This window comes from Aeromonas sp. (genome assembly GCF_051657805.1).
GTDB lineage: Bacteria > Pseudomonadota > Gammaproteobacteria > Enterobacterales > Aeromonadaceae > Aeromonas.
In genome coordinates this window covers 249,030-263,473 of the sequence record NZ_JBOFLJ010000021.1, presented here as the reverse complement: position 1 = coordinate 263,473, position 14,444 = coordinate 249,030, and the positions used below count along the sequence as shown (strand labels likewise).

Below are 14,444 nucleotides of genomic sequence, written 5' to 3'. Positions count from 1 at the left end.
ATCTGGATCATATGTAACAAAAGAACAAAAGAAATTTTGTTTCAAAGATGTAGGACGGTCGCGACCGTCGGCGAGTGGGACAGGGAGCCGAGGGGGCGGGTTTCGATAAATCCACGATTAATTAATTACATTTCAGTGGTTTATAGATTAAGAGTCGATGTGGACACTGGTGCTCATGGCGGTAAACGGGCATGAAGAGGCGGCCCTGAGGCGCTTGCCCGAGGGAAGGCAGCCATCGAATAGTGGGCCGGATCCCGTTGCTTTCCATCAGAAAAGACCTTACGCCCCGACCCCCTGGCGACTTTTATGCTGGGGCAGGGCATCGACGGGGATGGGCATCTTGCTGCGCCTAGGAAGCGCTTTCGTGGATCAGGAGAGAGGGACCGGTGGCCACCGGCTGCGACCCGGTTTGACCGACTTAGGGTTGGCTCGAGCCCTTGCCGGCAAGCAGGGGGCCATAGCGGCAGGGGGGATATTGTCGGAACAGATGGCGACCTGGCCGCAGGGTTAACGAGCGGGTGGACGGCCAGAGAACGGGCAGTAGGTGATCGTGAATACCTTGTTATCAGCTCAAGTTTTCATCCGGGAAATGCGGCTGAGGTGAAGGGAAATGTCGCAGGGGTCGATAACGGCAGCATAAAGCGCCAACGGGGTTGACCGAAATGTTAATTCGACGGTGTTGGCTTTAACAACCCGATATGTTGATTTTTGTCGATACATTAGAGGAACTAACTGAAAAGCCACGGAAAGGGTGAGATTATTTGATTGGTGAAGGGAAAAACCATGGTGTAAATTTACGCCCAGTTTGGTTGGGATGGCCACTGTGGCCCGAATTGGTTCTGGATGACGCCTATGGCAGCAATTGACTTCTCTTTATACCTGAAATTTTTCGTTGGTCTGTTCGCCATCATCAACCCGCTGGGTCTGTTGCCGGTGTTCGTCAGCCTGACCGGCCACATGCAGCCGGAGGAGCGGCGCAAGACCAACACCACGGCCCACATCGCCGTGATGGTCATCCTGATGGTTTCCATGTGCATGGGGCAGCTGATCCTCGACGGTTTCGGCATATCGCTTGCGTCGTTTCGCATCGCCGGCGGCTCGCTCATCACCCTGATCGCCTGGTCCATGCTGCAGGGCAAGCTCGGGGAGGTGAAGCACAACAAACAGGAGAAGGGGGAGCTGGCAGCCCGTGAATCCATTGCCGTGGTGCCCCTGGCCCTGCCACTGATGGCCGGCCCCGGCGCCATCTCTTCCTCTATTGTCTATGCCAGCCAGAAGACCCTGCCACAGATGGCCGGCATGTTCCTGGTGGTAGTGGCCTTCGCCTACTGCTCCTGGCTCATCTTCCGCGCCGCTCCCCTGCTGTTCAAGCTGATGGGCAACACCGGCATCAACGTGGTCACCCGGATCATGGGTCTCATCATGATGTCCCTCGGCATCGAGATCATGGTGGCCGGCATCAAAGGGGTCTTCCCCGGATTGATGTGACTCAGCTCCCCTTTGTCAAAGCCGGTCCCCGTGACCGGCTTTTTTTGTTTCTTTTTTGTGAGTCATTTTCTAGAATCGAGCGGCTTTGTACGAAAAACACCCATCTCAAAGTATTTAAATGCTGATAAATGGGGTTAAAGCTGTTTTTTTAACCATTACGAAGCGGTTCCCCTGATGATATCTATTGCATTATCAGAAATCACAGGGAATTATGCTGGCTGCGAGGTGTTTATCTCGCGGATGGACAAATGCATGGAATGTTCTTGTTGGAGTATGGAAATGACTCATAAAAAAACAATTATTAATACCCTCTTGGTGGCAGCATTGTTTGGTGGCATCGGTGCGGCACAAGCCGCCGATGTGCCCGCAGGTACCAAGCTGGCAGACGTTCAGCAACTGGTGAAAGGCAATGGATCCGAGCCCGCAACTCTGGATCCGCACAAGACCGAAGGAACGGTAGAATCCAATATCCTGCGTGACCTGTTCGAAGGTCTCGTCACCTCCGGCCCCAAAGGCGAGACCCTGCCTGGCGTGGCCGAGTCCTGGGAAACCAAGGACAACAAACACTTCGTGTTCCACCTGCGCAAAGACGCCAAGTGGTCCAACGGGGATCCGGTCACCGCCCACGATTTCGAGTTCGCCTTCAAGCGTGCGGTCGACCCCAAGACTGCCTCTCCCTACTCCTGGTACATGGAGATCCCGACCATAGTCAACGCCACCGATATCATCGCTGGCAAGAAGCCGTCTGACACCCTGGGTGTGAAGGCGATGGACGATCACACCTTCGAGGTGCAGCTGGAGAAGGCGGTTCCCTATTTCGTCAGCATGCTCTCCCACACCACCACCTACCCGGTGCCGAAGAAGGTGATCGAGAAGTTTGGTGACAAGTGGACCCAGCCCGGCAACATGGTGTCCAACGGCGCCTACGTGCTGAAGGATTGGGTGGTCAACGAGCGTGTGGATGTCGAGCGCAACCCCAACTACTGGGACAACGCCAAGACCGTCATCAACAAGGTGACCTATCTGCCGATCCAGTCCACCAACGCCGAGCTGAACCGCTACCTGGCCGGTGAAGTGGATCTCACCTACAACATGCCCATCGAGCGCTTCAAGCAGATGAAGAAAGAGCTGCCCAAAGAGGTGCAGGTCAGCGGCTACGTAGGGACTTACTACTACCAGTACAACTTCAAGCACAAGCCGTTTGACGACGTGCGGGTGCGTACCGCGCTCTCCTATGCCATCGATCGCAACGTGATCGCCGACAAGGTGATGGGCAAGGGTGAGACCCCGGGCTACACCCTGGTCCCCGATTTCGTGGACGGCTTCAAGCCGGTGGCACCGGCCTGGTCCAAGCTGACCCAGGCCGAGCGCGATGCCAAGGCGAAAGAGCTGTTGACCGAAGCCGGTTACGGCCCGGGCAAGCCGCTCAAGTTCGAGCTGCTCTACAACACAGACGACAACCACAAGAAGGTGGCCGTGGCCGTCGCCTCCATGTGGAAGAAGTTGGGTGTTCAGGTGAGCCTGGTGAACCAGGAGTGGAAGACTTACCTGGAAACCAAGAAGCAGGGTAACTTCGACGTGGGTCGCGCCGGCTGGATCGCGGACTATAACGAAGCCTCCTCCATGCTGGATCTGATGCAGACCACCCACGGCAACAACGACGGCAAGTACTCCAACACCGAGTTCGACAAGCTGATGAGCGAGTCCCGTAACCAGGTGGATGCCGAGGCGCGCAACAAGCTCTATGTCCAGGCGGAAGACATCCTGGCCAAGGACATGCCGATCGCCCCCATCTACCAGTACGTGACCTCCCGCATGGTCAAGCCCTATGTAGGCGGCTACCCGGCCAACCCGCTGGACAACCTCTACAGCAAAGACATGTACATCATTGCTCACTGAGTAAAGAAACAAGTCGCATAACAAGCAGGCCCGCCGGATGGCGGGCCTTATATTACAACCGCGACCCTTTGGAAGCAGTACAGGACAGGAAATGTCTATGTTGAAATTTATCTTTAAACGTCTACTGGAAGCGATCCCGACTCTGCTGGTCTTGATCACCGTCTCCTTCTTCATGATGCGTTTCGCCCCGGGCAACCCCTTCACCAGCGAACGCTCCCTGCCGCCGGAAGTCTTGGCCAACATCGAGGCCAAATACGGTCTGGACAAGCCCATCGGCGTGCAATATCTGACCTATCTGGGCAATCTGGTCCAGGGCGACCTCGGTCCCTCCTTCAAGTACAAGGATTTCACCGTCAACGATCTGGTGAGCCAGGCGCTGCCTGTCTCCGCCAAGATTGGCTCGGTCGCCTTCCTGCTGGCGGTGACCCTGGGGGTGACCTTTGGCACCATAGCGGCCCTCAAACAGAATACCCTCATCGACTATCTGCTGATGTCGTCGGCCATGGCCGGGGTGGTGATCCCGGGCTTCGTGCTGGCGCCCTTGCTGGTGCTCTTCTTCAGCATCTATCTCGGCTGGTTCCCGGCCGGTGGCTGGCAGGGGGGCGGGGCCCAGTTCATGGTGTTGCCGGTATTCGGCATGATGATGTACTACATCTCGGCCATCTCCCGCATCATGCGCGGCAGCATGATCGAGACCATGAATTCCAACTTCATCCGCACCGCCCGTGCCAAGGGCCTGCCCCTGCGTCACATCATCCTGAAACATGCCCTGCGTCCGGCCATGTTGCCGGTTGTCTCCTACCTGGGGCCGGCCTTCGTGGGCATCATCACAGGCTCCGTGGTCATCGAGACCATCTTCGGCCTGCCGGGGATCGGTCAGCTGTTCGTCAACGGTGCCCTCAACCGTGATTACTCCATGGTGCTCGGTCTGACCATTCTGGTCGGCGCCCTCACCATCACCTTTAACGCCGTGGTCGATATCCTCTATGCCGTCATCGACCCCAAGATCCGTTACTAAGTCGGGAGTACATCATGGTAGTCACAACTGAAAAGCGCGAAGCCGTCGAGGCGTTCGCCCAGAAAGTGGAAGTGGTGGAAGGTCGCTCCCTGTGGAAGGATGCCCGTCGCCGTTTCCTGCGCAACAAGGCGGCACTGACCAGCCTCATCATCCTGACCATCATCGGTCTGGCGGTGATCGTCGGCCCGCACCTGTCCCAGTACACCTTCGACGATCCGGACTGGGGTGCCATGCAGACCGCGCCGGACATGGAAACCGGCCACTGGTTCGGCACCGACAGCCTGGGGCGCGACCTGTTCGTGCGTACCCTGCTGGGCGGTCGCATCTCGCTCATGGTCGGCATCATGGGGGCCCTGGTGGCCGTCATCATCGGCACCCTCTATGGAGCCGCCTCCGGCTTCATCGGCGGTCGGGTCGACAGCCTGATGATGCGGGTCCTCGAGATCCTCAACGCCTTCCCCTTCATGTTCTTCGTGATCATGCTGGTGACCTTCTTTGGCAGGAACCTGGCGCTGATCTTCCTCGCCATCGGCGCGGTGAGCTGGCTCGACATGGCGCGGATAGTGCGCGGCCAGACCCTGAGCCTCAAGAGCAAGGAGTTCATCGAGGCGGCCCACGTCTGTGGCGTCTCCAAGTGGAAGATCATCACCCGTCACATAGTGCCTAACGTGCTCGGTATCGTGGCCGTCTACGCCACCTTGCTGGTGCCGGGCATGATCATGTTCGAATCCTTCCTGAGTTTCCTCGGACTCGGCGTGCAGGAACCCATGACCAGCTGGGGTGCCCTGCTGGATGAAGGCTCCAAAGCGATGGAAGTGGCCATCTGGCAACTCTTGTTCCCCGCCGGTTTCATGGTGGTGACCCTGTTTTGCTTCAACTTCCTCGGGGATGGTCTGCGCGACGCTCTCGATCCAAAAGATCGATAAAAACAACCCCTCAGGATCGTTTAGAGAGCCGCGGAAGACGGATAAGGAGTCTTTATGAAATTACTGGATGTGAAAGATCTGCGGGTCGAGTTCAAGACCCCGGATGGCAATGTGGTGGCCGTCAACGACCTCAACTTTTCTCTGGCCGCGGGCGAGACCCTCGGCATCGTCGGCGAATCCGGCTCTGGCAAGTCCCAGACCGCCTTCGCCATCATGGGGCTGCTCGCCAAGAACGGCGTCATCACCGGTTCCGCCAAGTTTCAGGGTGACGAGATCCTGAACCTGCCGGAGTCCAAGCTGAACCTTATTCGCTCCGAGAAGATCGCCATGATCTTCCAGGACCCCATGACCTCGCTGAACCCTTACATGAAGGTGAAGGATCAGCTGATGGAAGTGCTGATGCTGCACAAGGGGATGAGCAAGGCGGCGGCGTTCGAGGAGTCGGTCCGCATGCTGGACGCGGTGAAGATCCCCGAGGCCCGCAAGCGGATGAACATGTATCCGCACGAGTTCTCGGGCGGCATGCGCCAGCGGGTGATGATCGCCATGGCACTGCTGTGCCGGCCGCAACTGCTCATCGCCGACGAGCCGACCACGGCCCTGGACGTGACGGTGCAGGCCCAGATCATGACCCTGATGAACGAACTCAAGCGCGAGTTCAACACCGCCATCATCATGATCACCCATGACCTCGGTGTCGTCGCCGGTATCTGCGACAAGGTGCTGGTGATGTATGCCGGCCGCACCATGGAGTACGGCAAGGTCAACGATATCTTCTACCGCCCGAGCCACCCCTATACCGAGGGCCTGCTGCGCGCCATCCCCCGCCTCGACACCGAGGGGGAGGTGTTGCCCACCATCCCTGGCAACCCGCCCAACCTGCTGCGTCTGCCCACCGGCTGCCCCTTCCAGGAGCGTTGCCACCGGGCGCACGAGATCTGCGGCAAGCAGTCCCCGATCCTCACGCCGTTCGGCGATGGTCGGGCACGGGCCTGCCACTGGGAATCGGATGTCATGAATGCGGGTGTCATCGCCAAGGGGGCCAACTAAATGGGTACCGACAAGAAACTGCTGCTGGAAGTGTCCGACCTCAAGGTCCACTTCAGCATCAAGAGTGACAAGGCCTGGCCTTGGGCCAAACCCTCCGCCCTGAAGGCGGTGGACGGGGTGACCCTGCGCCTGTACGAGGGGGAGACCCTCGGCGTGGTGGGTGAGTCCGGTTGTGGCAAGTCCACCTTCGCCCGGGCCCTCATCGGTCTGGTGCCGGCCACCGACGGCAAGGTTGTGTGGCTGGGTCAGGACCTGACCAAGCTGGAGCAGGGGGCGCTGCGGGAGAAGCGCAAGGAGATCCAGATGATCTTCCAGGACCCGCTGGCCTCCCTGAACCCGCGTATGACAATCGGTGACATCATCGCCGAGCCCCTCATCACCTTCTATCCCAAGCTCTCCAAGGAGGAGGTGAAGGAGAAGGTGCGTGCCATGATGACCAAGGTGGGGCTCTTGCCAAACCTGGTAAACCGCTACCCGCACGAGTTCTCCGGCGGTCAGTGTCAGCGTATCGGCATCGCCCGGGCGCTGATCCTGGAACCCAAGATGATCATCTGTGACGAGCCGGTCTCGGCGCTGGATGTCTCCATCCAGGCTCAGGTGGTGAACCTGCTGAAATCCCTGCAAAAGGAGATGGGGCTGTCCCTCATCTTCATCGCCCATGACCTCTCCGTGGTCAAACACATCTCGGACCGGGTGTTGGTGATGTACCTGGGCAATGCGGTAGAGCTCGGCACCCGCCAGGAGATCTTCGCGAACCCCCTGCACCCCTACACCAAGGCGCTGATGTCGGCGGTGCCCATCCCGGATCCTGACTTGGAGCGCAGCAAGGTCATCCAGATCCTAGAGGGGGATCTGCCGTCCCCCATGAATCCGCCGTCCGGTTGCGTGTTCCGTACCCGCTGCCCGGTGGCGGGCCCGGAGTGCGCCAAGACCCGGCCCATGCTGGAGGGGAACTTCGATCACGCTGTCTCCTGCCTCAAGGTGGATCCGCTCTGATCGTGATCCATGACAAGGGGCGCCCAGGTGGCGCCCCTTTTATTTTGCAAAGGGCAGAAGATGCCCCTTGGCGTTATCTTTCAGGGTTGCTATCATCCGCGCAACAAGGGGAGTAACTTCTCGCCGGTTTGTCGTCATTACGGTGCACGCATGTATGCAGTGGACCCGGCAGCCGGGCAGCGATTGGATCGCTGTAAGTGAGACCTTGCCGAGAGGCAAGGTGTATCTGCTCCAAACGCAAACCCACGCCTCTCGGTCGTGGGTTTTGTCGTTTTTGGAGAGGTGAAAAATGGGTGAATGGTGGATGTGGACCGGTTTCTTCAGCATAGTGCTGGTCCTGTTATGGATTGACATACGCTTCGTCGGCGGTGGCAAGGCGCACAAGGTGTCGCTGAAAGAGGCGGGGATCTGGTCCCTCATCTGGGTGAGCGTGGCCCTGTTGTTCAACCTGGCCATCTGGCTCTGGCTGGATCACAGCGCCGGCCGTGAAATCGCGAACCAGAAGGGGCTGGAGTTCCTCACCGGCTACCTCATCGAGAAGGCGCTGGCGGTGGATAACGTCTTCGTCTGGCTGATGCTGTTCGGCTACTTCGCCATTCCGGCCGAGCTGCAGCGCCGGGTGCTGCTGTACGGGGTACTGGGTGCCATTGTCATGCGGGCCGGCATGGTGTTCGCCGGCAGCTGGCTCATCGAGCAGTTCCACTGGATCCTCTACCTGTTCGGCGCCTTCCTGCTGCTGACCGGGGTCAAGATGCTGTGGGCCGCCGACAAGGAGCCGGACTTGGCCAACAACCCGCTGCTGGGCTGGATGCGCCGTCGCTTCAAGGTGACCGAGAATCTGGAAGGGGAGAACTTCTTCGTCTGGCGCGATGGGGTGCGTTACGCCACGCCGCTCTTGCTCATTCTGGTGCTGGTGGAGGTGAGCGACCTCATCTTCGCGGTGGACAGCATCCCGGCCATCTTCGCGGTGACCACGGATCCCTTCATCGTGCTGACCTCCAACATCTTCGCCATCATGGGCCTGCGCGCCATGTACTTCCTGCTGGCGGGTGTGGCGGAGCGCTTTGCCCTGCTGAAATACGGCCTGGCGCTGATCCTGATGTTCATCGGGGTCAAGATGCTGCTGCTGGATATCTTCAAGATACCCACCGGCATCGCGCTGGGTGTGGTCGCGCTGATCCTGATCGCCTCCATGGGGCTCAGCCTCTGGGTCACGCGCAAGAAAGAAGGCGTGAAAACGGCTTGATTGCCAAACCACTGAAAAGGGCTCCCGCGGGAGCCCTTTCTTGTTTCAGATCCGCTATCAGCGCTTGATCTTCTTGGGGTTGGTGTAGCCCCAGATGGTGTACATGTCCGCCAGCAGGGCGCCATTGTACTCTTCCAGATCCGCCTGCTTCACCTCGGCCTCACCCTGGCGGCCGAACAGCACCACCTCGTCACCGGGTTTCACCCCCTTCAGATCCGTCACGTCCACCATGATGGTGTTCATGGAGGTCTTGCCAACCACGGGTACCTTCTGACCCTGGATCAGCACATAGGCCTTGTTGCTGAGCGCGCGACGATAGCCGTCGGAGTAGCCGAGCGGCAGGTTCGCCAGCAGGGAGTCGCGTTTGAGGGTGAAGGTGCGGTCATAGCCGACGGTGTTGCCGGCCGGGTAGTGGTTCACCGAGGCGACCTGGGTCTTGAACGCCATCACGCGCTTGTACTCGGTGTAGGAGGGGATGGAATCGCCGTACAGCAGGCCGCCCGGGCGCACCATGTCGAAGTAGGCGTCAGGCACTTCCAGGGTGGCGAAGGAGTTGGCGGCGTGGATGGTGATCTTGCTGCGATCCAGCTTGCCCGCCTCCAGCAGCCACTGGCTGTCCAGTTTGAACTGGGCCAGACCCAGCTTGACGTCCTCTTTCTCCTCCACCGGGAAGTGGGTCATGATGCCGACCGGGGTGATACCCGGCAGCTTGAGCATGGCCAGGGCCTCGTCCTTGGCACCAGACTGGCGCAGGTCGATGCCGTTGCGGCTCATGCCGGCGGAGTTCAGACCGATGTGGACCGGCACCTTGGTGTTGTGGCGCAGGGCGATGTCGGAGATGCCCTTGGCACTCTCCAGGCTGCCGATCAGCTCTTCCAGCTTGTAGGGCAGGGCCTGCTCCACCTCGGTCGGGGTGGCGGCACGGACCCGCATCAGCCGGCCTTCGAAGCCCTTCTCACGGGCCACGCGGGCCTCTTCGTTGCTGGCGATGCCGATGCAGGGGATGCCCGCCTTGACCACGGAGGGCACCAGCAGATCGATGCCGTGACCGTAGGCGTCCGCCTTCATGATGGCGCAGATCTGCGGACCCTTGTCACCGAGGCGATCCTTGAGGGTCTGGATGTTGTGCTCAAACGCGCCCAGATCCACTTCCAGCCAGGCGTTGGCGGCGGTCTGCTCCTGGCCGTTGCGGGTGTCGCTGGCCAGCGGCAGGTAGGGGGCGGCGACCGCCTGGCCGGCCAGCAGGCCGAATACCAGGGTAGCGAGCAGGGTTTTCTTGTGCATGGGATGATACCTTCTTATTGTTCCTGTTGAGGAGGTCTGGGTTCAGACGCGAGAGGCGGTGTTGCTGGGCTGTTGCTTCTATGTAGATGATCTCTTTAACTTTTTACCCAGCCACCGGCGATGCGAGTGTATCTCATTGGCGCCATTCGTGGCACTTTTTGCAGGAAGAAAATATGCGTTTCGAGCTGCGTGTCCCACCTTTGTTGCTGTTTGTCGTCATCGCCCTCGCCATGTGGCTGGGGGGCGGGGAGGGCAGGGGCTCCGGAGTTTTGCTGATCCTGGCCACGGCTCTGCTGCTGGCAGGCGCTCTGCTCGGGGGCGGAGCCTTGCTGCACTTCGCCCACCAGCGCACCACTGTCAATCCCATCCGGCTGCAACAGAGCCGGGTGCTGGTGACCCAGGGGGTCTATCGCATCAGCCGCAACCCCATGTACCTGGGGCTCCTGTGCTGGCTGATGGCGCTGGCCTGTTATCTCGGCGGGATCGCCGTCTGGCTCGGCCCTCTGCTGCTGTTTGGCTGGCTCACCCGCTTCCAGATCCTGCCGGAGGAGCGGGCACTGCGCGCCCGCTTCGGGGTCGCCTACCTGCAGTACTGCCGCCGGGTGCGGCGCTGGTGCTGAGAGGCGAACAACAAAAAGGCCCGCAGTTGCGGGCCTTTTTTCATGGGGGTGATTGTCACGCCTTGGCGAGTTCGCCCTCGCTCTGGGGCTGGGTCTCCCCCAGGCTGTCTTCGGTCTTGGCCACCACGCTGGCGGCGATGGCGTTGCCCAGCACGTTGGTGGCGGAGCGGCCCATGTCGAGGAAGTGGTCGATGCCGAGCAGCAGCAGTATGCCGGCTTCCGGGATGTGGAACTGGTTCAGGGTGGCGGCGATCACCACCAGGGAGGCGCGCGGCACCCCGGCCATCCCCTTGGAGGTGACCATCAGCAGCAGCAGCATGGTGATCTGCTGGGCCATGCTGAGCTCGATGCCATAGGCCTGGGCGATGAACATGACAGCGAAGGTGCAGTACATCATGGAGCCGTCCAGGTTGAAGGAGTAACCCATGGGCAGCACGAAGCTGGCGATGCGCTTGTCACAGCCAAATTTCTCCAGTCTGTCCAGGGTCTTGGGGTAGGCGGCCTCGGAGCTGGCGGTGGAGAAAGCGAGCAGTATGGGCTCGCGGATCATGGCGAGCAGGGTCAGGATGCGGCGACGGATGAACAGGCTGCCCATGGCGATCAGCAGCAGCCAGAGGCAGGCCAGGGCCAGGTAGAACTGGGCCATGAAGCTGCCATAGGTCACCAGGATGCCGAGACCCTCCTTCGCCACCATGGCGGAGATGGCGCCGAACACCGCGAAGGGGGCGAAGTTCATCACGTAGCCGGTGACTTTCAGCATGATCTCGGCGGTGCTGGCCATCAGGGTGACCACGGGTCTGGCCAGATCGCCGAGGGCGGCGGCGGCCAGGCCGAAGAACAGGGAGAAGACCACGATCTGCAGGATCTCGTTGGTGGCCATGGCCTCGATCACGCTCTTCGGAATGGCGTGGGTGACGAAGTCCTTGAGGGTGATGGCCCCCGCCGCGACGCCCGAGGTCGCGGTGTCATCGGGCAGGGAGAGGGAGAGGCCCACACCCGGTTGCAGCAGAGTGACCATCACCAGACCCAGGGTCAGGGACATGAGTGAGGCCAGCATGAACCAGGCCAGGGTCTTGGCGCCGATGCGACCCACGGTGCGGGTGTCGCCCATCTTGGCGATGCCGACCACGAGCGTGGTGAACACCAGGGGGGCGATGATCATCTTGATCAGACGCAGGAAGATGTCGGTCAAGATGGTGATGTTACTGGCAAAATCGGCGGCCTCTGCGGGCGCCAACAGGCGGTAGCCCTGGCCAGTGGCAATGCCAAGCAGCATCGCGATAAGAATGGCTACCGTCAACTTGTTCATTTTCATGGGGAATCCCAGTGTCTATGTGTGCAGTGCAGGCAGCAAGGGTGCCACCTTAGTCCGTTTTTGTGATCCGGGCCATGGAATCCTGACAGCCGGTGTGCTGGCAGCATGCCTAATCGCGAGGGGGAAATCCAGCGGCTTATAACCGAACTTTATGTTGTTATTAGGTGTATGTGATATGGATCTTGCATTTTGCTTATATTAATCACTGTTTATTTTTATGTTTGCGAGATAAACAGCTTCCAGGCTCTGATCGTTCGAGGGGGTCTGGCCGAGGGAGAAGGTCAGCAGGGCCGAGATACGGTGCTCCACGTGCATCTCGTCCATGAAGGTATCGGGTTCGTACTCATCGAAACCGAACTGGGGGCGCATCGGGCTGACCCTGACGGCGTCCCGTGCCATGGTCAGCGCCTGCACGTTCACCCACTTGTAACCCTGCGCCAGCGCCATCTCGCCCGCCCGCTTGAGCACGTATTTGCGAGCGAGCTCCCTGTCCACCAGATCGTTGCCTACGAACTCCAGCTGCCACTTCGCTGGCCCAAGCTGGGTCTGGGAGAAGCCGGTCTGGCCGTTCCAGAAGGATTTCTCGCTGTCATAGGCGGTGGCGCAGCCACCGAGCTGGACAAGCAACAGGCCGCACAGGGCGAGGCCAAGGAGGGAAGAGCGGGGGAGCGACATCAGACAGACCCGAGAGGGAGACAGGCCATCACTACAGCACAACGGGCGGGGAGAGACAATCCGGCCATGAGCCATAAAAAGAAAAGGCCTTGTCGTCTGACAAGGCCTTTCTCGGGGAATTTGGTCGGTGTGAGAGGATTCGAACCTCCGACCCTCTACACCCCATGCAGATGCGCTACCTGGCTGCGCTACACACCGACGGAGTCAGCTCGGCTGACGGGGGCTGAGTTTATGGAGATGCCCACGCCCTGTCAACAGGGGAAACCGCACTTCGCGATCGTTCGCCTGCTTTGCGAGCAACTTCGGATCAAAGTGCGACCAGTTTCCCTGGGTGGCGCCGTTTTTCATGGTTCGCCGGCCAAAAAAACGGCCACCCTGTGGGTGGCCGTCTGGCGCAGTGAGAACGCATCCTGCAGAGGGGAGGATCAGCGGTTGAAGGTCAGCCGCTTGCCCAGCACCTTGTCGGTGACCTGACCGTTCTGCCAGGCGATCTGGCCGTTGACCAGGGTCATCTCAAGGATGGCGCTCTGGAAGCGGTTAACCTCTCATATCAGCGGTTGAAGGTCAGGCGTTTGCCCAGTACCTTGTCGGTGACCTGACCGTTTTGCCAGGCGATCTGGCCGTTGACCAGGGTCATCTCTATGGTGCTCTGGAAGCGATAGCCGTTGAACGGTGACCAGCCGCACAGGTAGAGCAGGTTGCTGTCGTTGACCACATAGGGCTTGCCGAGATCCAGCAGCACCAGGTCGGCGAAGTAACCCTCGCGGATGTAGCCGCGATCCTGCACCTGGAAGCGCTCGGCCACCGCGTGGGAGGTCTTCTTGACGATGGTCTCCAGACTGAAGACGCCGTTGTGATAGAGCTCCAGCAGGGCCTGCAGGGAGTGCTGTACCAGGGGCACGCCGGACGGCGCCTTGAAGTAGCTGTTCTGCTTCTCTTCCCAGGTGTGGGGGGCGTGGTCGGTGGCGATGATGTCCAGCACGTCGTTGCGTACCGCATCCAGCAGGGCATGTTGATCCGCCGCGCTCTTCACCGCCGGGTTGCACTTGATCTGGCTGCCCAGGGTGTCGTAGTCCGCCTCGTTGAAGAAGAGGTGGTGCACGCACACCTCGGCGGTGATGTTCTTGTCTTTGAGATCCTTCAGATCCGGGGTGGCGGTGAAGAGCGACAGCTCCTTCGCCGTGGTCAGGTGCAGCACGTGCAGCTTGGCGCCGTACTTCTTAGCCAGCCCCACCGCCATGCTGGAGGATTTGTAGCAGGCATCGGCGCTGCGGATGCGGCCGTGCTCGCGCATGGGCACATCCTCGCCCCACTTGGTGCGGGCCTCGTCTTCCAGCACCTTGATGGACGGGGTGTCCTCGCAGTGGGTGACTATCATCACCGGGCTCTCGCGGAAGATGGCCGCCAGGGTCTCCTGGTTGTCCACCAGCATGTTGCCGGTGGAGGCCCCCATGAAGATCTTGATGCCGCAGGACTGCTTGGGATCGAGCTTCTTGATCTCTTCCAGGTTGTCGTTGGTGGCACCCAGGTAGAAGCTGTAGTTGGCGGCGGCGGAGTTGGCGGCTATCTGGTATTTGGCTTCGAGGACATCGATGGTGGTGGTCTGGGGATTGACGTTGGGCATTTCCATGAAGCTGGTGGTGCCACCGGCCACGGCGGCCCGGGATTCGCTGGCGATGGTGCCCTTGTGAGTCAGGCCGGGCTCCCGGAAGTGGACCTGGTCATCGATCATCCCTGGGATGAGGTGACGGCCCGCCGCATCGATCACCACGGCATCCGGGGCGCTGATGTCCGGGGCGATGCGGGCTATCCTTTCCCCCTCGATCAGCACGTCTGAGGCATAGATGCGACCTTCGTTGACCAGGGTGGCGTTCTTGATAAGCAATTTGTTCATGGGGGGTTCCAGTTCCTTTGCCGATAATCCGGG

12 protein-coding genes and 1 tRNA gene are annotated in these 14,444 nt (G+C 60.1%); 8 read left to right on the top strand and 5 right to left on the bottom strand.

Features of this window, described 5'->3' with window-relative positions; translation table 11 throughout:
• Positions 1–852 precede the first annotated feature (852 nt).
• From ACRCYW_RS08430 to ACRCYW_RS08400, 7 genes are all read left to right on the top strand, one after another.
• Complete coding sequence (locus ACRCYW_RS08430) at positions 853–1,488, top strand: YchE family NAAT transporter (RefSeq protein WP_438549661.1); 636 nt, start codon at positions 853–855, stop codon at positions 1,486–1,488.
• A gap of 279 nt (positions 1,489–1,767) precedes the next feature.
• Positions 1,768–3,387, top strand: coding sequence for an ABC transporter substrate-binding protein (locus ACRCYW_RS08425; RefSeq protein WP_438549660.1), 1,620 nt, complete (start codon positions 1,768–1,770; stop codon positions 3,385–3,387).
• Between the two features lie 97 nt (positions 3,388–3,484).
• Positions 3,485–4,405 carry an oligopeptide ABC transporter permease OppB gene (gene oppB, locus ACRCYW_RS08420; RefSeq protein WP_438549659.1) on the top strand — a complete coding sequence of 307 codons (921 nt, stop codon included), beginning with the start codon at positions 3,485–3,487 and terminating at the stop codon, positions 4,403–4,405.
• 14 nt (positions 4,406–4,419) lie between these two features.
• Positions 4,420–5,331: an oligopeptide ABC transporter permease OppC gene (oppC, locus tag ACRCYW_RS08415; protein ID WP_438549658.1), complete on the top strand. Its 912-nt coding sequence runs from the start codon at positions 4,420–4,422 to the stop codon at positions 5,329–5,331.
• A gap of 54 nt (positions 5,332–5,385) precedes the next feature.
• Positions 5,386–6,381: an ABC transporter ATP-binding protein gene (locus ACRCYW_RS08410; RefSeq protein ID WP_438549657.1), complete on the top strand. Its 996-nt coding sequence runs from the start codon at positions 5,386–5,388 to the stop codon at positions 6,379–6,381.
• Positions 6,382–7,377, top strand: coding sequence for a murein tripeptide/oligopeptide ABC transporter ATP binding protein OppF (gene oppF / locus ACRCYW_RS08405; RefSeq protein ID WP_349921833.1), 996 nt, complete (start codon positions 6,382–6,384; stop codon positions 7,375–7,377).
• Positions 7,378–7,666: 289 nt separating this feature from the next.
• Positions 7,667–8,623, top strand: a complete 957-nt coding sequence (locus tag ACRCYW_RS08400; RefSeq protein WP_438549656.1) for a TerC family protein — start codon at positions 7,667–7,669, stop codon at positions 8,621–8,623.
• A 57-nt stretch (positions 8,624–8,680) separates the two neighbouring features.
• On the opposite strand, the gene alr is transcribed toward ACRCYW_RS08400, so the two are convergent.
• Entirely contained in the window at positions 8,681–9,907 is a 1,227-nt protein-coding gene (gene alr / locus ACRCYW_RS08395; RefSeq protein ID WP_438549655.1) for an alanine racemase, read from the bottom strand.
• 173 nt (positions 9,908–10,080) lie between these two features.
• Here alr and ACRCYW_RS08390 point away from each other — a divergent pair, with 173 nt between their 5' ends.
• Positions 10,081–10,527: a methyltransferase family protein gene (locus tag ACRCYW_RS08390; protein WP_438549654.1), complete on the top strand. Its 447-nt coding sequence runs from the start codon at positions 10,081–10,083 to the stop codon at positions 10,525–10,527.
• Between the two features lie 55 nt (positions 10,528–10,582).
• Here the strand turns inward: ACRCYW_RS08390 and ACRCYW_RS08385 are convergent, their stop codons facing one another.
• The 4 genes from ACRCYW_RS08385 to ACRCYW_RS08370 all read right to left on the bottom strand — a co-directional run bounded on the left by ACRCYW_RS08385 (position 10,583) and on the right by ACRCYW_RS08370 (position 14,411).
• Positions 10,583–11,842, bottom strand: coding sequence for a dicarboxylate/amino acid:cation symporter (locus ACRCYW_RS08385; RefSeq protein WP_438549653.1), 1,260 nt, complete (start codon positions 11,840–11,842; stop codon positions 10,583–10,585).
• A 198-nt stretch (positions 11,843–12,040) separates the two neighbouring features.
• The gene (locus ACRCYW_RS08380) at positions 12,041–12,517 is read right to left on the bottom strand and encodes a CC0125/CC1285 family lipoprotein (RefSeq protein ID WP_438549652.1); all 477 of its coding nucleotides are present in this window, start codon (positions 12,515–12,517) and stop codon (positions 12,041–12,043) included.
• Positions 12,518–12,638: 121 nt separating this feature from the next.
• Positions 12,639–12,715 (bottom strand) — tRNA-Pro (locus ACRCYW_RS08375).
• A gap of 352 nt (positions 12,716–13,067) precedes the next feature.
• Entirely contained in the window at positions 13,068–14,411 is a 1,344-nt protein-coding gene (locus ACRCYW_RS08370; protein ID WP_438549651.1) for a dihydroorotase, read from the bottom strand.
• Positions 14,412–14,444 lie beyond the last annotated feature (33 nt).

Excerpts from the sequence above, each read along its gene's own strand:
- ACRCYW_RS08430 (WP_438549661.1), top strand. The coding sequence starts at position 853 with ATGGCAGCAATTGACTTCTCTTTATACCTGAAATTTTTCGTTGGTCTG.
- ACRCYW_RS08425 (WP_438549660.1), top strand. The coding sequence starts at position 1,768 with ATGACTCATAAAAAAACAATTATTAATACCCTCTTGGTGGCAGCATTG.
- oppB (WP_438549659.1), top strand. The coding sequence starts at position 3,485 with ATGTTGAAATTTATCTTTAAACGTCTACTGGAAGCGATCCCGACTCTG.
- oppC (WP_438549658.1), top strand. The coding sequence starts at position 4,420 with ATGGTAGTCACAACTGAAAAGCGCGAAGCCGTCGAGGCGTTCGCCCAG.
- ACRCYW_RS08410 (WP_438549657.1), top strand. The coding sequence starts at position 5,386 with ATGAAATTACTGGATGTGAAAGATCTGCGGGTCGAGTTCAAGACCCCG.
- oppF (WP_349921833.1), top strand. The coding sequence starts at position 6,382 with ATGGGTACCGACAAGAAACTGCTGCTGGAAGTGTCCGACCTCAAGGTC.
- ACRCYW_RS08400 (WP_438549656.1), top strand. The coding sequence starts at position 7,667 with ATGGGTGAATGGTGGATGTGGACCGGTTTCTTCAGCATAGTGCTGGTC.
- alr (WP_438549655.1), bottom strand. The coding sequence starts at position 9,907 with ATGCACAAGAAAACCCTGCTCGCTACCCTGGTATTCGGCCTGCTGGCC.
- ACRCYW_RS08390 (WP_438549654.1), top strand. The coding sequence starts at position 10,081 with ATGCGTTTCGAGCTGCGTGTCCCACCTTTGTTGCTGTTTGTCGTCATC.
- ACRCYW_RS08385 (WP_438549653.1), bottom strand. The coding sequence starts at position 11,842 with ATGAAAATGAACAAGTTGACGGTAGCCATTCTTATCGCGATGCTGCTT.
- ACRCYW_RS08380 (WP_438549652.1), bottom strand. The coding sequence starts at position 12,517 with ATGTCGCTCCCCCGCTCTTCCCTCCTTGGCCTCGCCCTGTGCGGCCTG.
- ACRCYW_RS08370 (WP_438549651.1), bottom strand. The coding sequence starts at position 14,411 with ATGAACAAATTGCTTATCAAGAACGCCACCCTGGTCAACGAAGGTCGC.